At 62.9% G+C, this 19,155-nt stretch carries 17 protein-coding genes; 12 read left to right on the forward strand and 5 right to left on the reverse strand.

The window, feature by feature from the left end:
• Nucleotides 1–8: 8 nt before the first annotated feature.
• A complete protein-coding gene (locus B0E48_RS09720) occupies nt 9–1,016 on the forward strand; it encodes a sodium:calcium antiporter (protein WP_077517923.1) in 1,008 nt (335 codons plus the stop codon).
• Between the two features lie 14 nt (nt 1,017–1,030).
• Here B0E48_RS09720 and B0E48_RS09725 read toward each other — a convergent pair whose 3' ends face one another.
• On the reverse strand, nt 1,031–1,726 hold the full coding sequence (locus tag B0E48_RS09725; RefSeq protein ID WP_077517924.1) for a 2OG-Fe(II) oxygenase: 696 nt from the start codon (nt 1,724–1,726) through the stop codon (nt 1,031–1,033).
• A 213-nt stretch (nt 1,727–1,939) separates the two neighbouring features.
• Here B0E48_RS09725 and carA point away from each other — a divergent pair, with 213 nt between their 5' ends.
• From carA to greA, 3 genes are read left to right on the forward strand one after another with little or no spacing between them, the layout of a single operon-like run.
• A complete protein-coding gene (gene carA / locus B0E48_RS09730) occupies nt 1,940–3,067 on the forward strand; it encodes a glutamine-hydrolyzing carbamoyl-phosphate synthase small subunit (protein ID WP_077517925.1) in 1,128 nt (375 codons plus the stop codon).
• 1 nt (nt 3,068) lies between these two features.
• Nucleotides 3,069–6,296 (forward strand): carbamoyl-phosphate synthase large subunit, encoded by a 3,228-nt coding sequence (gene carB, locus B0E48_RS09735; RefSeq protein ID WP_077517926.1) that lies wholly within the window; start codon nt 3,069–3,071, stop codon nt 6,294–6,296.
• Nucleotides 6,293–6,769 (forward strand): transcription elongation factor GreA, encoded by a 477-nt coding sequence (greA, locus tag B0E48_RS09740; RefSeq protein ID WP_077517927.1) that lies wholly within the window; start codon nt 6,293–6,295, stop codon nt 6,767–6,769. Before carB ends, greA begins: the two co-directional genes overlap by 4 nt.
• Nucleotides 6,770–6,861: 92 nt before the next feature.
• Here greA and ykgO read toward each other — a convergent pair whose 3' ends face one another.
• From ykgO to B0E48_RS09760, 4 genes are all read right to left on the reverse strand, one after another.
• The gene (ykgO, locus tag B0E48_RS09745; RefSeq protein ID WP_007080705.1) at nt 6,862–6,987 is read right to left on the reverse strand and encodes a type B 50S ribosomal protein L36; all 126 of its coding nucleotides are present in this window, start codon (nt 6,985–6,987) and stop codon (nt 6,862–6,864) included.
• Between the two features lie 61 nt (nt 6,988–7,048).
• Nucleotides 7,049–7,960: a LysR substrate-binding domain-containing protein gene (locus B0E48_RS09750; protein WP_077517928.1), complete on the reverse strand. Its 912-nt coding sequence runs from the start codon at nt 7,958–7,960 to the stop codon at nt 7,049–7,051.
• A gap of 253 nt (nt 7,961–8,213) precedes the next feature.
• Nucleotides 8,214–10,232 (reverse strand): NADPH-dependent 2,4-dienoyl-CoA reductase, encoded by a 2,019-nt coding sequence (locus B0E48_RS09755; protein WP_077517929.1) that lies wholly within the window; start codon nt 10,230–10,232, stop codon nt 8,214–8,216.
• A gap of 99 nt (nt 10,233–10,331) precedes the next feature.
• Nucleotides 10,332–10,589: an acyl-CoA-binding protein gene (locus B0E48_RS09760; RefSeq protein WP_077517930.1), complete on the reverse strand. Its 258-nt coding sequence runs from the start codon at nt 10,587–10,589 to the stop codon at nt 10,332–10,334.
• A gap of 109 nt (nt 10,590–10,698) precedes the next feature.
• Between B0E48_RS09760 and cmk the strand changes: the two genes are divergently transcribed.
• From cmk to galU, 8 genes are all read left to right on the forward strand, one after another.
• Nucleotides 10,699–11,379, forward strand: coding sequence for a (d)CMP kinase (cmk, locus tag B0E48_RS09765; protein ID WP_077517931.1), 681 nt, complete (start codon nt 10,699–10,701; stop codon nt 11,377–11,379).
• A 186-nt stretch (nt 11,380–11,565) separates the two neighbouring features.
• Nucleotides 11,566–13,242: a 30S ribosomal protein S1 gene (gene rpsA, locus B0E48_RS09770; protein WP_077517932.1), complete on the forward strand. Its 1,677-nt coding sequence runs from the start codon at nt 11,566–11,568 to the stop codon at nt 13,240–13,242.
• Between the two features lie 72 nt (nt 13,243–13,314).
• A complete protein-coding gene (locus B0E48_RS09775) occupies nt 13,315–13,614 on the forward strand; it encodes an integration host factor subunit beta (RefSeq protein ID WP_077517933.1) in 300 nt (99 codons plus the stop codon).
• Between the two features lie 156 nt (nt 13,615–13,770).
• Entirely contained in the window at nt 13,771–14,028 is a 258-nt protein-coding gene (locus tag B0E48_RS09780; protein ID WP_077517934.1) for a lipopolysaccharide assembly protein LapA domain-containing protein, read from the forward strand.
• A complete protein-coding gene (gene lapB / locus B0E48_RS09785; protein ID WP_077517935.1) occupies nt 14,025–15,197 on the forward strand; it encodes a lipopolysaccharide assembly protein LapB in 1,173 nt (390 codons plus the stop codon). Before B0E48_RS09780 ends, lapB begins: the two co-directional genes overlap by 4 nt.
• Before the next feature lie 13 nt (nt 15,198–15,210).
• Nucleotides 15,211–16,233 (forward strand): glycosyltransferase family 4 protein, encoded by a 1,023-nt coding sequence (locus tag B0E48_RS09790; protein WP_077518384.1) that lies wholly within the window; start codon nt 15,211–15,213, stop codon nt 16,231–16,233.
• Nucleotides 16,220–18,115 (forward strand): nucleoside-diphosphate sugar epimerase/dehydratase, encoded by a 1,896-nt coding sequence (locus B0E48_RS09795; RefSeq protein ID WP_077517936.1) that lies wholly within the window; start codon nt 16,220–16,222, stop codon nt 18,113–18,115. Before B0E48_RS09790 ends, B0E48_RS09795 begins: the two co-directional genes overlap by 14 nt.
• The gene (gene galU, locus B0E48_RS09800; protein WP_077517937.1) at nt 18,116–19,000 is read left to right on the forward strand and encodes a UTP--glucose-1-phosphate uridylyltransferase GalU; all 885 of its coding nucleotides are present in this window, start codon (nt 18,116–18,118) and stop codon (nt 18,998–19,000) included. It abuts the gene before it with no gap.
• The last annotated feature ends 155 nt before the right edge of the window (nt 19,001–19,155 follow it).

Here is a 19,155-nt window from a genome sequence, read left to right on the forward strand (position 1 = left end):
GTCATCCCATGTTGCTTACCCTGTGTCTGTTTCTAGGCTCGGCCGGCGCGATCTATCTCGCCTGCGAATACTTCGTCAACGGCGTCGAATGGTTCGGGCAGAAGCTCAAGCTGAGCGCGACGGCGACCGGTACGGTGCTGGCGGCGTTCGGCACGGCGTTGCCGGAAAGCGCGGTGACTTTCGTCGCGGTGATGTTCGGCAAGACACCGGAGGCGCGCGATATCGGCGTGGGTGCGGCGATGGGTGGTCCGCTGGTATTGGCCACGATTGCCTATGCGGTGGTCGGTGTGGCGATGTGGAGCAATCGCCATCGACTGCAGCGGGCTGACCGGATCATCCGGGTCGACCATCGGCGATTGGCGCGCGATCAATCGTGGTTCCTGGCGATCTTTGTGGTCAAGGTCGGCCTGGGGCTCGTCGTGTTTGCGTTCAAGCCGCTGCTCGGTATCCTGTTTCTGGTCGCCTATGCCATGTACGTGTGGCGCGAAATGCGCAGCGACGACAGTGCCCCGGAAGACGAGACGCTCGAGCCGCTGAAGTTTCGCCCGAGCCAGGTCGATCCGGCCTTGCGCTGGGTGGTGATGCAGACGGTAGCGGCGCTGGTGGTGATTGCAGCCGCGTCGCGGGTATTCGTCGGCCAGCTCGAAGCCATCGGTGTCGCACTTTCATTGCCGCCGCATCTGGTCGCGCTGGTCTTGAGTCCGGTGGCGACCGAGTTGCCGGAAACCGTCAATGCGCTGATCTGGGTACGTCAGGGCAAGGAGCGCCTGGCGCTGGCGAACATCTCCGGAGCGATGATGATCCAGGCCACCATTCCCAGTTCGCTGGCGATCTTCGCCACGCCATGGTTGTTCGACATGCCGCTGATCGTGGCAGGTGTGCTGACTGCCATCGCGATCGTGTATCTGTGGTGGCTGTTCCGCCGTGGCCGCGTCGATGCGCGCTGGCTGTTGCCGGTGGGCTTGCTGTACGGTGTGTTTGCCGCGTTCGTGGCGTGGCACTTTGCCGTCGGCTGAGCGATGGAGCCGGTTCAATCGCGATGTGATGCGTTGCGGTCGCGCCCGGCGCCCAGTTTGGTATCGAGACTGCCGAACAGTTTCTTGAACGCCCGCGAAAATTTGCCGCGCTTCGTCTTGCGCAGTTTTTCCTCCTCGCTGGTGAGCCACGCCACCTGGATCACCCGGCGTTCGCCTTCATAGGGCAGGTGGCCGTGGAAAGAGTTTTCGCAACGTTTGAACACCGCGAATTCGCCGTAGAGCGGAATCAGTTCCGGTGCCACGATGTTGTCGATATTGTCGATCTCGTGCAGGAAGCGCAGGCAACCGTCGCTGGTATCCGGCCATTGCGCATTCAGATAGATCAGCGCCGTGGCTATCTTGGACTTGCTGTCGGTATGGATGGTGCCGTGACGTTTGTTGAGCAGGCGGCACAAGGTCACCAGGGTCGGGTACTGACCAAGATTGTCGATGCCCAGCCGCTGGCCGACTGCACTGGCGAATGCCGGTGAAGTCATCGCATCGACCAGCGCATTGACCGCCGGGCCGCAGTCGCTCGGGTCATAGGGGAAGAAGCCGGCGCTGCTGTACCGCGGAAAGTCCCGATCCAGGTCACCACGCGCTTCGTCCGGCAACTGGCCATGGGCCACCATGAACGGGAAGGGCTGCTGGTGCACCGTGGTATCCGGACGATCGAGTCGGGCGGGATCGAGCAGAACGGCGACGCTCATGGGGCATTCAACTCCATTGAAATGTTGCCAAGTGTAGCGCTGACCGAACGGCGGCGACCGGCACAGAAACGCACAATTCAGGCTACGTAAGGTGGACAGAAACGCCGCCGCCGCCTATCATTTCCAGCCGCCCTGACCCTTTCCTCCCCAAGCGCCACAAGCCAGCAATCATGCGGCTTGCGGACTTCGCTGCATCCAAAAGGCGGTTACCGTATGCCTCATCCCGCTCTGCTCGCCCTTGAAGACGGCAGCGTGTTTCATGGTCATGCCGTGGGCGCGACCGGCGAAACCGTTGGCGAGGTGGTGTTCAACACCGCGATGACCGGCTACCAGGAGATCCTCACCGATCCCTCGTACTCGCGTCAGATCGTCACGCTGACCTATCCACATATCGGCAATACCGGCGTCAACGCCGAGGATGTCGAATCCACGGCCGTGCATGCCGCCGGGCTGATCGTGCGCGACGTGCCGCGCCGGGCCAGTAACTGGCGCAGCAACGAAAGCCTGCCGGATTACCTGCAGCGCCATGGCACCGTCGCGATCGCCGGCATCGATACCCGCCGGCTGACCCGCATCCTGCGCGACAAGGGCGCGCTGGCCGGTTGCATCATGGCCGGCGAGCAGGTCGACGCCGACGTGGCACTGGCGAGGGCGCGTGCGTTCCCCGGTTTGAACGGGATGGACTTGGCCAAGGTGGTCAGTACTGCCAAGTCGTATGTCTGGAACCAGGGTGTGTATGACCTGGACCGCACCGCATTCAATCAGCCGGCGGCGCGCTTCAAGGTAGTCGCCTATGACTTCGGCACCAAGCTCAACATCCTGCGGCTGCTGGCTGAGCAGGGCTGCGAGGTCACCGTGGTGCCGGCGCAGACGCCTGCCGCCGAGGTGCTGGCGATGAAGCCGGATGGAGTGTTTCTGTCCAATGGTCCGGGTGATCCGGCGGCCTGCGATTATGCGATTACCGCCACCCGCGAACTGCTCGACGCGAAGATCCCGCTATTCGGCATCTGCCTCGGTCATCAGTTGATGGGGCTGGCGGTGGGTGCGAAGACGCTGAAGATGAAGTTCGGCCATCACGGCGCGAACCATCCAGTGAAGGATCACGATGACGGCCGCGTACTGATCACTTCGCAGAACCATGGCTTTGCGGTCGACCCAGCCACGCTGCCGGCGAATGTGCGGGTCACCCACAGCTCGCTGTTCGATGGCTCGCTGCAGGGCTTCGCGCTGACCGACCGACCGGCGTTCTGCTTCCAGGGTCATCCGGAAGCGAGCCCCGGTCCGCTCGACATCGGCTACCTGTTCAAACGTTTCGCCGCACTCATGCAGGAGGCCCGCTGAGATGGCCAAGCGTACCGATATCAAGAGCATCCTCATCATCGGCGCCGGCCCGATCGTGATCGGCCAGGCCTGTGAGTTTGATTACTCCGGCGCGCAAGCCTGCAAGGCGCTGAAGGAAGAGGGTTACCGGGTGATCCTGGTGAACTCCAATCCCGCCACGATCATGACCGACCCGGAGACTGCCGACGCGGTCTACATCGAGCCGATCAACTGGCAGACGGTGGAGCGCATCATTGCCAAGGAGCGCCCGGATGCGGTGCTGCCGACGATGGGTGGCCAGACCGGCCTGAACTGCGCGCTGGATCTGGCCGATCACGGCGTGCTGGACAAATACAACGTCGAGCTGATCGGCGCCTCGCGCGAAGCGATCCGCATGGCTGAGGACCGTGAATTGTTCCGCGTGGCGATGGCCGAGATCGGGCTCGACTGCCCCAAGGCTGAGGTGGTGCGCACATTTGAACAGGCGCTTGTGACCCAGGCCAAGGTCGGTTTCCCGACCGTCATCCGCCCAAGTTTCACGCTTGGCGGTTCTGGTGGCGGCATCGCGTACAACAAGGAAGAGTTCGAGGAGATCGTCAAGCGCGGTCTGGAACTCTCGCCGGTGGGCGAAGTGCTGGTCGAGGAATCCGTACTGGGCTGGAAGGAATTCGAGATGGAAGTGGTCCGCGACACTGCGGACAACTGCATCATCGTCTGCTCGATCGAGAACCTCGACCCGATGGGCGTGCACACGGGCGACTCGATCACCGTGGCGCCGGCACAGACGCTTACCGACAAGGAATACCAGCGCCTGCGTGACGCCTCGATCGCGGTGCTGCGCAAGATCGGCGTGGATACCGGTGGCTCCAACGTGCAGTTCGGCATCAATGCCGAGAATGGCCGCGTTGTCGTCATCGAAATGAATCCGCGCGTGTCGCGCTCGTCCGCGCTGGCGTCGAAGGCAACCGGTTTCCCGATCGCCAAGATCGCTGCGAAGCTAGCCGTCGGTTACACGCTCGATGAATTGAAGAACGACATCACCGGTGGTCTTACGCCGGCGTCGTTCGAGCCGTCGATCGACTACGTGGTCACCAAGATTCCGCGTTTCGCGTTCGAGAAATTCCCGACCGCCGATGCCCGACTCACCACCCAGATGAAATCCGTCGGCGAAGTGATGGCGATCGGCCGCAGCTTCCACGAGTCATTGCAGAAAGCGCTGCGCGGGCTGGAGATCGGCAAGACCGGCCTCAACCCGACCGGGCTGGACATCACGACCGAGGATGGTCTGGCGGTACTCAAGCGCGAACTGCGCGAGCCGCGGCCGGACCGCGTTTTCCATCTGGCCGATGCGTTCCGCGCCGGCCTGTCGCTGGAAGAAGTGCATAACCTGAGCCGGGTCGATCCATGGTTCCTCGCCGCGTTCGAGGACATCGTGCTGACCGAGGCGGAAGTCATCAAGCAGGGGCTGACTGCGCTCGACGAGCCGCGCATGCGCGAACTCAAGCGGCTCGGTTTCGCCGATGCACGGGTGGCCGAACTGCTCAACACCGACGAGGCTGCGGTGCGCCATCTGCGCCACACGCTCGGGGTGCGCCCGGTGTACAAGCGGGTGGATTCCTGCGCGGCCGAGTTCGCCACCAGCACCGCCTACATGTATTCGACCTATGAGGAAGAGTGCGAGGCGAATCCGACTGATCGCGACAAGATCATCGTGCTCGGCGGTGGCCCGAACCGCATCGGCCAGGGCATCGAGTTCGACTACTGCTGCGTGCATGCATCACTGGCGCTGCGTGAGGATGGCTACGAGACCATCATGGTCAACTGCAATCCGGAAACCGTCTCGACCGATTACGACACCTCCGACCGCTTGTACTTCGAACCGCTGACGCTGGAGGACGTGCTGGAAATCGTCCATCTGGAAAAACCGAAGGGTGTGATCGTGCAGTACGGCGGACAGACCCCGCTGAAGCTGGCGCGCGCGCTGGAAGCGGCGGGTGTGCCGATCATCGGCACCAGTCCCGACAGCATCGATCTGGCCGAGGATCGCGAGCGCTTCCAGCAGATGATCGAGAAGATCGGCCTGAAGCAGCCGCCGAACCGCACCGCGCGCAATGCCGACGAGGCGCTGGCGCTGGCCCGCGAGATCGGTTATCCGCTGGTCGTGCGGCCGAGCTATGTGCTCGGCGGCCGCGCGATGGAAGTGGTGCATGACGACGCCGATCTGTCGCGTTACATCCGCGATGCGGTGAAAGTCTCCAACGATTCGCCGGTGCTGCTCGATCGCTTCCTCGATCATGCAGTCGAGGTGGACGTAGACGTGATCGCCGATGCCGAAGGCAATGTGCTCATCGGCGGCATCATGGAGCATATCGAGGAGGCTGGCGTGCACTCGGGCGACTCGTCCTGCTCGCTGCCGCCGTATTCACTGTCGGCCGAGATCCAGGACGAGCTGCGCCATCAGGTGGCTGCGATGGCGAGGGAGCTGAAGGTCATCGGCCTGATGAACACGCAGTTCGCGATCCAAGGCGATACCGTGTTCATCCTGGAAGTGAATCCGCGCGCCTCGCGTACGGTGCCGTTCGTTTCCAAGGCTACCGGTGTACCGCTGGCCAAGATCGCTGCCCGCGTGATGGCCGGCCGCACACTGGCCAGTCTGGGAGCGACGCGCGAAGTGATCCCCGCGTATTACTCGGTGAAGGAAGCGATCTTCCCGTTCCTGAAGTTCCAGAACGTCGACCCGATCCTCGGGCCCGAGATGCGCTCGACCGGTGAAGTGATGGGTGTGGGTCGCAGCTTTGGCGCCGCGTTCGCACGCGGCCACGAGGCGGCCGGCATCAGGCCGCCGACCGTGGGCAAGGCATTCCTGTCCGTGCGGGATGGCGACAAGGATCGGCTGCTGCCGGTGGCCAAGGAAATCATCGCGCGCGGCTTCAACCTGGTGGCGACCGCCGGTACCGCCAGTTATCTGGCCGAACATGGTGTCGTCTGCGAGCGCATCAACAAGGTGCTCGAGGGGCGGCCGCATATCGTCGACCTGATCAAGAATGGCGAGATCGTGTATATCGTCAACACCACCGAGGGCAAGCAGGCGATCGCCGACTCGTTCTCGATCCGGCGCGAGGCCCTGCAACATCGCGTCACCTATTCCACCACTGTGGCAGGCGCTCGTGCGCTCGTGCATTCGCTGGATTTCCACAGCGATGGCGAGGTGCACAGTCTGCAGGAATTGCATAAGGAGCTCCGTGCATGAGTCGTGCACCTATAACCAAAGCGGGTTCGGAGCGTTTGCGCGCCGAACTTGAGCGGCTGAAGTCGGTTGACCGCCCGCGCATCATCGCGGCGATTGCCGAGGCGCGCGCGCACGGCGATCTGAAGGAAAACGCCGAGTATCACGCGGCGCGCGAGCAGCAGAGTTTCACCGAGGGCCGTATTGGCCAGCTCGAGGCTCTGCTGTCGACGGCGGAAGTGATCGATGTCACCCAGCTCAATCCCGGCAATCGCGTGGTGTTCGGTGCCATTGTCGATCTGGAAGACGAGGACAGCGGGACGGCGGTGACCTACCAGATCGTTGGCGATCTGGAGGCGGACATCAAGCAGCGCTTGATTGCTGTGTCTTCACCGATTGCACGCGCGCTGATCGGCAAGAGTGCCGGTGACAGTTTCGAGTTCACTGCACCGAATGGCGTCAAGCATTACGAGATCGTCGACGTCCGCTACGAGTAACCGCAGTGCCGGTGCCCGGTGGTCATCGCCACCGGAGCGCCCACAAAAAAGGCCGCTTGCGCGGCCTTTTTCATGACATCGTTACGCCAAACTCAGCGCTGACGAGCCTTGAAACGGGGATTGCTCTTGCAGATCACGAACACCTTGCCGCGACGACGCACAATCTTGCAATCGCGGTGCCGCGCCTTGGCGGACTTCAAAGAGTTAAGCACCTTCACGGCCAGCTCCTGACACTAAACGAGAAATTAAGCAGGCAATTGTAACGACTTGAATGGCTTATCACAAGCCTGATGCAGCCGCGGACTCGGCGACCGTGGAAAGGAACTGCAGCAGGGCCGGCGAGTGATCGTCGCTGCGGCTGGCCACCGCCAGCAGCAGGTAGGCATCGGCATCCTCCAGTGGGACGTAACTGACACCGGCAAGGCGCACGGCACGCATGCTGGCCGGTACCAGCGCCAGCCCCAGTCCAGCGGCGACCAAGGCCAACAAGCCATTGATCTGCTGCGCATGCTGGACGATCGACGGCTGGAAGCCGGCCTTGGCCGCCAGTTTCACCAAACGATCGTATAGCGTGGCTGCCAGTTCACGTGGCTGCGAGACAAAGGCATCGGCCGCCACCTCGGCGAGGCGCAGGCTGCTGCGGCCGGACAAGAGGTGGCCGGAGGGCAGGGCGAGCAGCAGGGGTTCGCGATCAATCACACTCAGACGCAGGCTGCGTGCGTCCTGTGCATGAATCGGCTCATCACGGACGAAGCCGACGTCAATCTGCCCAGCAAGCAGCGCGGCGAACTGAGGCTCGGTATACATCTCGCTGAGGTGCATGCGCACATTGGGCGCGATCTGGCCGTGGCGCAACAGGGCTTGCGGCAGGGCTGGATGAAACGAGACCGAGACCGTGTAGGCCAGCCGCAACTGGCCGCTGTAGCCGGCGGCGGCGGCCACCACGTGGCTGCGGGCCTCGTCGGCCTTGGCCAGGATCTGCCGGGCCTCTTCCAGAAAGATGCGGCCTGGCTCGGTCAGCGCCACGTTGCGCTTGTTGCGCTCCAGCAGGCGCACGCCCAAGTCCTGTTCCAGTGATTGGATCTGCTGGGACAGCGGCGGCTGCGACAGGTGCAGGCGAATCGCTGCACGGGTAAAACTCAGCTCCTCGGCGACGGCGACGAAGTAGCGCAACTGGCGAAAATCAAACATATAGTGAAATCGAATAAATAAGGCACTAAATATATATTTGATACTTTATCGTGTCGATCATAAACTCTCTCCCGTCCCGCCACTTCCCCTCCCCCTAGTGGCGGCGGCCCTCGCCCCGCAGCGACGCTAAATACGATATCTGGTTCAACTCCCCCCCTGAGCCCATATCGATGCGTCTTCCTGCGGGGCGCTTTCTTTTGTGTTTCCAACGCCGCCGTCGTCCAGGCGGCGTTGGCGTATCTGGCTTGTGGAATCAGATCTGGCTGGCCAGCCGGGTGCCTTGGGCGATGGCACGTTTGGCGTCGAGTTCGGCAGCCACATCGGCGCCGCCAATGACGTGCACCTTCAGGCCAGCCGCGATCAACTCGTCCGCCAGCCGCCGGTTCGGTTCCTGGCCAGCGCAGACCACCACGTGGTCGACCGGCAGGATCTGGGGAGCACCATCGACGGTGATGTGCAAGCCCTGATCGTCGAAACGTTGATAGCTGACCTTGCCCAGCATGCTGACCTGCTTGGCCTTGAGCGTGGCCCGGTGTACCCAGCCGGTGGTCTTGTTGAGCCGCGCGCCAGGACGCCCCTCGCTGCGCTGCAATAGCCAGATCTGCCGGGCCGGAGCTTCCGGTTGCGGTTTCTGCAGGCCGCCACGTTGCGCCAGCTGCATGTCCACGCCCCACTCACGGGTCCAGCGGGCCACGTCGGTGGTGGGCGAGGGCGCGTGCTCGACCAGGAATTCGGCCACGTCGAAGCCGATGCCGCCGGCGCCGATGATTGCCACCTTCGCGCCAACGCTCTGGTGACGGGCAAGTACATCCAGATAACTCAGCACACGCGGATCGTCGCTGCCAGGGAAGCTCACCGTGCGCGGCGTGATGCCGGTGGCAATCACCACTTCGTCATAGCCGCCGGCATGCAGTGACGCCGCATCTGCGGTCTGGCCCAGCTGCACGTCGACGCCGGTGTCGCTCAGTTGATGGCGGAAATAGCGCAGTGTCTCGTGGAATTCTTCCTTGCCCGGAATCTGCTTGGCGTAGTTGAACTGGCCGCCAATCTCGCTGGCTTTGTCGATCAGCGTCACCGCATGGCCGCGCTCACCCAGCGTGCTGGCGCAGGCCATGCCGGCCGGACCGGCACCAATGACGGCGATGCGCTTGCGCACACTGGCTGGCTCGATCTTCAGCTCGGTCTCGTGACAGGCGCGCGGGTTGACCAGGCAGCTGGCCCGCTTGTTCTGGAACACATGGTCGAGGCAGGCCTGGTTGCAGGCGATGCAGGTGTTGATGCGTTCGGCGCGCCCGGCTTTGGCCTTGTTGGCCCAGGCGGGATCGGCCAACAACGGACGCGCCATCGAGACCATGTCAGCCTCGCCGCTGGCCAGGATATGTTCGGCTACTTCCGGCATGTTGATGCGGTTGGTGGTGATCAGCGGAATCGCCACTTCGCCCTTGAGCTTCTTCGTGACCCAGGCAAAGCCCGCGCGCGGCACGCTGGTGACGATGGTCGGTACGCGCGCCTCGTGCCAGCCGATGCCGGTATTGATGATCGAGGCGCCGGCCGCTTCGATCGCCTTGGCCAGCGTGACGATCTCGCTCCAGTCCTGGCCACCTTCGACCAGATCGAGCATCGACAGCCGGTAGATGATGATGAAGTTGCGCCCGACCGCTGCGCGCGTGCGGCGCACGATCTCGATCGCGAAGCGCATGCGGCGGGTAGCGTCGCCGCCCCAGGCGTCGTTGCGCTGGTTGCTGCGCTCGGCGATGAACTGGTTGATCAGATAGCCTTCCGAGCCCATCACCTCGACACCGTCGTAGCCGGCGTCCTGGGCCAGTTTCGCGCAGTGCACGAAGTCGCCGATGGTGCGCTCCACGCCGCGCGAAGACAGCGCCCGCGGCGTGAACGGAGTGATCGGCGACTTGATCTTCGACGGCGCCACCGACAGCGGGTGATAGCCATAGCGCCCGGCATGCAGGATCTGCAGGCAGATGCGGCCACCTTCGGTATGTACGGCGTCGGTCAGCTTGCGATGGCGCGGCTTGTGCCATGGCATCGTGAGGCGGCCACCGAACGGTTTCAGCCAGCCCTGGATGCTCGGCGCGATGCCGCCGGTGACCATCAGCCCGACGCCACCGCGTGCGCGTTCCGCGAAATACGCCGCCAGCTTGTCGTAATCGCTGGCCTTGTCCTCCAGCCCGGTATGCATCGAGCCCATCAGGATGCGGTTGGGCAGGGTGACATGGCCCAGATCGAGCGGAGCGAACAGCTTCGGGTAGTTCATGCGACCTGTACCGGATCAAACGATCGTATGAATGTGCCGGTGTTGGGCATAGGAAAGCAAGCGCGGTGTACGCGCCGCAGCAAACTCAGGCCGGAAAGCTCACGCCAGCAGCTGATGCACCAGCGCGATGTAACGGCGCATGGCTTCCTCTTCGGGCACGCCGTTCAATTGTGCCCATGCCTCGTGTTTGGCGGTGCCGACAAAGTCGAAGAAGCCTGGCTGGGTTCGACGCAGATCACCCTCCGAGCCTTGTTTGTACAGGGCATACAGCTTCAGCAAGGTGTCGTTGTCGGGGCGCAAACCCAATTGCTGGATGTCCTCGGCGGCTTGTTCGAACTCGCGGCGAAGATCGGTCATAAGGCGGATTGGGCTGACTTGAGTGCAAGGAGACCGGCTAGATAACACGCGTTCCCAGTGGGGTCAACGCGTTAAACTTCCGCTTTCGACCGCCCAGCCAGGAATCATCATGAGCCATGCCCCGTCTGTACCCGTACTTACCATCGACGGGCCGTCGGGATCGGGCAAGGGCACCATCAGCGCCCTGGTGGCCGAGCATCTGGGCTGGCGGCTGCTGGATTCCGGGGCGCTGTACCGGGCGGTGGGTTATGCCGCCGGCATGGCGGGGCTGGATCTGTCCGACGTGGAGGCGGTGACCCGTTGCGCCCACGGCACGAAGATCCAGTTTCGCGCGGCCACCGACGGTGGGGCGACCCGGGTGGTGGTCAACGGTCACGATGCCACCGACGAGCTGCGCACCGAAACCGCCGGGGCGGCGGCCTCGGCGATTGCCTCGATGCCGTCGGTGCGGGAGGCCTTGGTGGCGCTGCAGCTGGGCTTCCGCAAGTCGCCCGGGCTAGTCGCTGACGGGCGGGACATGGGGACGGTGATCTTCCCGGACGCCGCGTTCAAGGTGTTCCTTACCGCGAGCGCCGCCGAACGCGCGAAAAGACGCTATAAGCAGTTGAAGGAAAAGGGACTCAGCGTTACACTTGGCGGCCTTCAACGCGAAATTGAAGCGCGTGACAGCCGCGATGCATCGCGCGCGGTCGCGCCGCTCAAGCCTGCCGAGGATGCCTTGCTGGTGGATACCACCGGGATGGGCATCGACGAGGTCGTCGCGAAAGTACTTGCCGTCGTGCAGCCATAGATCACAAGGATCCGGTTGCGCGGCGGTTTCTGCGCTCCTGCTGCGGCAGGGGATTTTGACCCACGGTGACGACGGTCGGTTCCGAGGAACCACCTGAAGACACCCCCAACCGGTGGACCGGAAAGTTCGTGCGCAACACGTCGACAAGCGCAACGTACAACGGTCTTTTCCCACTATGGAATCAACATGACTGAAAGTTTTGCCGAACTGTTTGAACAGAGCCAACAGGCTATCTCCAAGCTGAAGCCCGGCGCCATCGTCACCGGCATCGTTGTGGAAATCCGCAATGACGTCGTCGTGATCAATGCTGGCCTGAAGAGCGAAGGCATCGTCCCGATCGAGCAGTTCAAGAACGAAGAGGGCGTACTGGAGGTGCAGGTAGGCGACGAGGTGAAGGTTGCCCTCGAAGCTTTGGAAGACGGTTTCGGCGAAACCAAGCTGTCGCGCGAGAAAGCCAAGCGCTCGATGGTGTGGGACGACCTCGAGCACGCGTTCGACAAGGAAGAGACCATCGTTGGCCTCATCTCCGGCAAGGTCAAGGGCGGTTTCACGGTCGACATCAAGGACGTCCGCGCATTCCTGCCGGGCTCGCTGGTCGACGTGCGTCCGGTGCGCGACCCGGTCTTCCTCGAGGGCAAGGAACTCGAGTTCAAGATCATCAAGCTCGACCGCAAGCGCAACAACGTGGTGGTCAGCCGCCGTGCCGTCGTCGAGACCGAGTTCTCCGCCGAGCGCGAGCAGCTGCTTGAGCGCCTGACCGAAGGCGCCGTGGTCAAGGGCACCGTCAAGAACCTGACCGACTACGGCGCGTTCGTGGATCTGGGCGGTATCGACGGCCTGCTGCACATCACCGACATGGCGTGGAAGCGTGTGCGTCATCCGTCCGAAGTGGTCAACGTCGGCGACGAGCTGGACGTGCGCGTGCTGAAGTACGACAAGGAGCGCAACCGCGTTTCGCTGGGCCTGAAGCAGCTGGGCGACGACCCGTGGGTCGCCATCGCCCGCCGTTACCCGGTCGGCAGCCGCCTGTTCGGCAAGGTTTCCAACGTCACCGATTACGGCTGCTTCGTCGAGATCGAGCCGGGCGTGGAAGGCCTGGTGCACGTGTCCGAGATGGATTGGACCAACAAGAACGTCAATCCGGCCAAGGTGGTTCAGGTTGGTGACGAAACCGAAGTCACCGTGCTGGACGTGGACGAGGAGCGTCGCCGCATCTCGTTGGGTATCAAGCAGACCCGCTCGAACCCGTGGGAAGCCTTCGCAGCGATGCACAAGAAGGGTGACAAGGTCTCCGGTCAGATCAAGTCGATCACCGATTTCGGCGTGTTCATCGGCCTGGACGGCGGCATCGACGGCCTGGTTCACCTGTCCGATATCTCCTGGCAGATGTCCGGCGAAGATCTGGTTCGCAACTTCAAGAAGGGCGACGAGATCGAGGCCGTGGTGCTGGCCGTTGATCCGGAGCGTGAGCGCATCTCACTCGGCATCAAGCAGATGGAGCAGGATCCGTTCGGCCAGTTCATGGCAGCGAATCCGCGCGGCACCATCGTCAACGGCACCGTCAAGGAAGTCGATGCGAAGGGCGCCGTGATCGATCTGGGCGAGGGCGTCGAGGGTTACCTGCGCGCCAACGACATCGCCAAGGAGCGCATCGAGGATGCCACGCTGCATCTGAAAGTGGGCGACAAGGTCGAAGCCAAGTTCACCGGCATGGATCGCAAGGGTCGTCAGCTGGCACTCTCGATCCGCGCGAAGGACGAGGAAGATGTGCCTGAGGTGGCTGCTGTCGACTACGCGTCGGCATCGACCGGCACGACCAAGCTTGGCGCGTTGCTCAAAGAGCAGTTCGACAAGGCTGATTGATCACACGTTGCAGACTGATGCGGGGCGGCACATCGCCGCCCCGTTGTTTCATGTCACGGACATTGGGGTCCCATGACCAAATCCGAATTGATCGAGGCGCTGGCCAAGCGTCAGACCCATCTTGCGTTCGCTGATGTCGAGATGGCCGTCAAAAGCGTCATCGAGCAGATGAGCCAGGCTTTGGCTCAGGGCGAGCGCATCGAGGTGCGTGGTTTTGGCAGCTTTGCGCTGCATTTCCGCCCGCCGCGCATGGGTCGCAACCCCAAGACGGGCGACGCCGTAGCGTTGCCTGGCAAGCACGTGCCGCATTTCAAGCCGGGCAAGGAATTGCGCGAACGCGTCAATCTTGACCTGGAACAGGAAGCCGGCTGAGTCGGCGACCCAGATTTACCGAAGGCAGGCGACGCAAGTCGGCCTGCCTTCTTTTTTGTGCAGATCCGGCACCGCCGAGATGCTGTTCTGAATCGCTTCCACCTTGATTGCAGGCGCCGCCTGTGCCCATCACGATCAATCGGGTAAAGTCTCGGCATGCGACTGCTCGTCATACTCATTCTTGTGATCTTCATTGCGGCCGGTGTGGTGCTGGGCGCGCTCAACGCCGATCTGGTCGGTTACGACCTCGCCTTTGCGCAGGTGCAACTACCGAAGGGGGCTGCCTTGCTCGGTGCCCTGGTGGTCGGCTGGCTGCTGGGCGGACTTACTGCATGGTTGGGCGTGAGTTCGGGACAGCGTCGCCTGCGCCGCCGTCAACAGCGTGCCGACAAGAAGGCACCGGCCAAGCCATGAATTCCTTGTCTGCGCTGGTTCCTCTGATACCAGCCGCTTTTGCTTTGGGCTGGTGGGCATCCAGGCGGGTCGGGGCGCGTCGTTCCGGCGCCGAAGTCAGCGAACTCTCCTCGGATTATTTCCGTGGCCTGAACTACCTGCTCAACGAGGAGCAGGACAAGGCGATCGAGGTGTTCCTCAAACTGGCCGAATACAACCGCGACACGGTGGAAACGCATCTGGCGCTGGGCAACCTGTTTCGCCGCCGTGGTGAAGTGGATCGGGCGATTCGCCTGCATCAGCACCTGGTATCGCGTCCTGGCCTGTCTGATGCGATGAAGACGGTGGCCTTGCTGGAGCTGGGCGAGGATTACATGCGCGCCGGCTTGCTGGATCGTGCCGAGGCGCTGTTTTCCGACCTGGTGGCGATGGATGCGCATGCCCCCTCGGCGCTGCGTCACCTGATCGCGATCTACCAGCATGAGCGCGACTGGCACAAGGCGATCGAGCATGCACGCCGGCTGGAAGTGATGACCGGCGAGGACGAGGCGCCGATGATTGCCCAGTTCTATTGCGAACTGGCCGATCGCTCACGCCTGCATGGTGCCCGTGCCGAGGCACGTGACTATCTGCGTCAGGCATTCACGTGCCAACCCGATTGCGTGCGCGCCTTCATGCTGACCGGCCGGCTGCATGCCGAGGATGACCAGCATGCCGAAGCCGTGACCGCCTATGAGGCAGCGGTCCAGGCCGACATCGCATTCACGCCGGAGATCCTGCCGCCACTGCTGAACAGCTATGCGCGCTCGCAGCAGATGGAACGCGCCGAGGTTTTCCTGCGCGAGATGCTGAGTCGTTATCACGGTGTCTCGCCGGTGCTGGCGCTGACCCAGCTGTACCGGCAGCGTGACGGTGAGCGTGCCTCGATCGACTTCCTGACTGCGCAACTGCGCCAGCGGCCATCCGTGCGCGGCCTGATGGCGCTGATCGACGCGACGATGGACAAGATCGAAGGCGAAGCGCGCGAAAATTTCCTGATCCTGCGCGATCTCACCAAGAAACTGCTGGAAGGCCAGGCGATGTACCGCTGCAGCCGCTGCGGTTTCGGTGCCAAGGCGCATCATTGGCAATGCCCCAGCTGCAAGAGCTGGAGCACGATCCGGCCGATCCACGGCGTCGCCAGCGAGTGACATGAAAATCGGGATGTACACGACCATCGGATGGTTGCTCGCCAGCTTGTTGATCACGTTGCTGCTGGTGCGGGGCGCGATCGGTTATGCGCATCGGCGCGGCATGCTCGATCAGCCGGGACAGCGGCGTTCGCATCGTCTGCCCACGCCGCGCGGTGGTGGCATTGGCATCGTGGTGACGATGCTGATCTGTCTGCCTGGTGCATGGTGGAGCTTGTCCGCGGAATGGCCGCCCAGTGTGATCGCAGCTCTGCTCGGTGCGTTGCTGCTGGTGGCGTTGGCCGGCTGGTGGGACGATCACCGCTCACTGCCGGTATTGCCGCGGCTGGCAATGCAGCTGCTGGCGGTGTTCGGCTTTTCCGTTGTTCTGCTGGCAACCGGCCTGTCGCTGTGGTGGCTGCCGTTGTTGCTGGCAGCTGGTGTGTGGAGCATCAATCTGCACAATTTCATGGACGGCATCGACGGTTTGCTGGCGCAGCAGGCCATTTTTGTCGGCTGCGGACTGGCCTGGCTGGCATGGGCGGCCGCGCAGCCGTTGCTGGCAATGGCTGCGGGAATGCTGGCGGCGACGGCACTGGGCTTCTGGTGCTACAACCGTCCACCGGCACGGATCTTCATGGGCGATGTCGGCAGCGGCAGTATCGGCCTGCTGATCTTTGCGTTCAGCGCCATGCTGTGGTGGTTCGAGCATGCCTTGCTGTGGCCGGCACTGATCCTGTCGTCGGCGTTCGTGGTGGATGCCAGCCTGACCCTGCTGACCCGCATGTGGCGCGGACGCCGCTGGTACACTGCCCACCGCGAGCATCTATACCAGTGGCTGGTGCGCCGCGGAGGGACGCATGCAGGAGCGGATACGGCGTATCTGGCCTGGAATCTGCTGGTGGTGGCACCGTTGACCTGGTTGGCCTGGAGTCATCTGCGGCTGGCGTTGCCGATTACCATGATCGCTTACCTGGCAGCATCGGCCACATGGCTGACTCTGAAACGTCGCTGTCTGCGACGCCATCCGCACAAGGACCGTCATGTCGCTGCGTAAACTTGTCGGCTTCATTCATCCGCGTGTCGCGGTCGTGCTGCATGATCTGGCGATGGCCGCGCTGGCGTGGTGGATCGCCAAGCTGCTGCGGTATGCACTGAGGCCGGACGAGATCGTCAGCTTTCACCTGTTTGAAATTCCGATCGTGCTGCTGGTGCAGGGGCTGGTCTTCCGCTGGACTGGGCTGTACCGGAGCGTCTGGCGCTTTGCCAGCCTGCCGGATCTGTGGAACATCCTGCGTGCGGTAGTGATAGGCGCAGCGGCTATCTACGCAGCGTTGTTCCTGTACGACCGGCTTGAGAACGTGCCACGCTCGGTGCTGCTGATTTATCCGGTGTTGTTGGCGATCCTGCTCGGCGGCCCACGGCTGCTCTATCGCTACTGGAAAGACAGCCGCAACGATCTGCTGCAGAACCAGACCGTCAAGCGGGTGCTGATCGTGGGCGCGGATCGGGCCGGCGAAGTGTTGTCGCGTGACTTGCGCCATGACAGCCGATATGGAGTGGTGGGTTTCGTCGATGACAAGGCCAGTCTGCGTGGTGCCAGCATCAATGGTCATCCCGTGCTGGGCCGCTTTGACCAATTGCCTGATCTGGCGCGCGAGGCGGCCGTCGACATGCTGTTGATCGCGTTGCCGGGCGCCTCGACCACCGAAATGCGCCGGGTGGTGGCGTTATGCGATGCCACTGATCTGCCGTACCGGACGGTGCCGCGGCTGGAGGACGTAGTTGCCGGCCGGGCGCAGTTCAACCAGATCAAGGAAGTGGCGATCGAGGATCTGCTTGGCCGCGATGCGGTGGAGCTGGATTGGACCGCGATCCGCGAGACTCTTACAGCGCGTCGCGTATTGATCACCGGTGGCGGCGGCTCGATCGGCTCGGAACTGTGCCGTCAGGTGGCTCGCTTGGGTGCGCAGTCGCTGGTCGTGGTCGAGCAGAGCGAATACAACCTGTATCGGATCACCCAGGAACTGCGCGCGGATTTTCCGGAGCTGATCCTCGACGGCGTCCTCGCCAACTGTGGCGACAAGGTTGCGATGCGCAAGGTGTTCGCCGAAGCGAAACCACAGGTGGTATTCCACGCCGCCGCCTACAAGCATGTGCCGATGCTGCAGGGGCAACTGCGCACGGCATTCCTCAACAACGTGCTGGGTACACGCACGGTAGCCAATGCGGCGCGCGAGGCCGGGGTCGAGTGTTTCGTGCTGATCTCCACCGACAAAGCGGTCAACCCGACCAGCGTGATGGGTGCCTGCAAACGCGTCGCCGAAATCTATTGCCAGAATCTCAACGCGCATGCCGATACCCGTTTCATGACGGTGCGTTTCGGCAACGTGCTGGATTCGGCCGGATCGGTGGTGCCGTTGTTCCGTGAGCAGATCCGCGTCGGCGGTCCGGTCACCGTGACTCACCCGGAGATTTCGCGCTATTTCATGACGATCCCCGAGGCCTGCCAGCTGATCCTGCAGGCGGCGAGCCTCGGCAAGGGCGCAGAGATCTTTGCGCTCGACATGGGCGAGCCGGTAAGGATCCGCGATCTGGCCGAGCAGATGATCCGCCTCGCCGGCAAGAAGCCGGGCAGCGAAATCCCGATCGTCTACACCGGTCTGCGTGCTGGCGAAAAGCTGTTCGAGGAACTGTTCCATCCGCTGGAAAATTACAGCGCTACCGAACATGCCAAGATCTTCCTCGCCCAGCATCGCGAAGTATCGTGGGAACTGCTGCAGGCGCTGTTGCAGAAGGCGGGCGAGGCAGCCGATGTATTCGATGAAGAAGAGCTTCGACGCTGCGTGTCCAGCCTGCTGCCCTCGTTCCGCTGGAGCGAATCGGCCCAGCCGGACAACGTCGTGTCGATCCGCCGTAACGAAACAGGAGAGCAGTGAGTGAGCAAGCCCTTGCGCAAGGTGGTGTTTCCCGTGGCCGGCCTCGGCACCCGTTTTCTGCCGGCCACCAAGGTCGTCGCCAAGGAAATGCTGCCGGTGCTCGACAAGCCGCTGATCCAGTATGCCGTCGACGAGGCGGTGGACGCTGGCGCCGACACGCTGATCTTCGTCACCAACCGCTACAAGCATGCGATTGCCGACTACTTCGACAAGGCCTACGAGCTGGAGGCGAAGCTGCAGGAAAAGGGCAAGGACGAATTGCTGGCTCTTGTGCAGGGCACCCTGCCGAAGCATGTGCGGGCGATCTTCGTGACACAGCCCGAAGCGCTAGGTTTGGGCCATGCGGTGTTGTGCGCGAAGCCGGTGGTGGGCGACGAGCCATTCGGCGTGGTGCTGCCCGATGACCTGATCTGGAACGGCGCGATCGGTACGGGCAAAGGCGCCCTGCGACAAATGGCCGAACTGGCTGACACCCGGGAGGCGGGTGTGATCGCGGTGGAGGAAGTGCCGCACAACGAGACCGACAAGTACGGCATCGTCGATGCCGCACCGGTAGATGAGCGCAGTGCGTGGATCCGCCACATGGTGGAGAAACCCAAGCCGGCTGATGCACCATCCAATCTGGCGGTGGTCGGCCGCTACGTGCTGCCGGGCCGCATTTTCCAGTTGCTGGAGCAAACCACGCCGGGTGCCGGCGGCGAGATCCAGCTCACCGACGCGATCGAGGCGCTGCTGAAGGAACAGGGCAAGGTGCTGGCCTACCGCTTCGAGGGGACCCGCTTCGATTGCGGCAACAAGGCTGGCCTGGTGCGCGCCACCATGCACATGGCGATGCAGGATCCGAAGCTGGCCTCGGTGGTGCGAGAATTCGCAGCTGGACTCTGACCGTTCGGTAGCTGGGGATAGTTTCAGGTTCGCTTACGGCCAAAGAAGCCGGCATCCGTCAGGTGCCGGCTTCCTCTTTTCCAGGTCAGGCTGCTCCGACTATCCTTGACATGTCAGAATCAGCGCCGCGTTTTGCCACGGCTGGCGCGCAGGAT

Source organism: Rhodanobacter sp. C03 (assembly GCF_002001175.1).
Lineage (GTDB): Bacteria > Pseudomonadota > Gammaproteobacteria > Xanthomonadales > Rhodanobacteraceae > Rhodanobacter.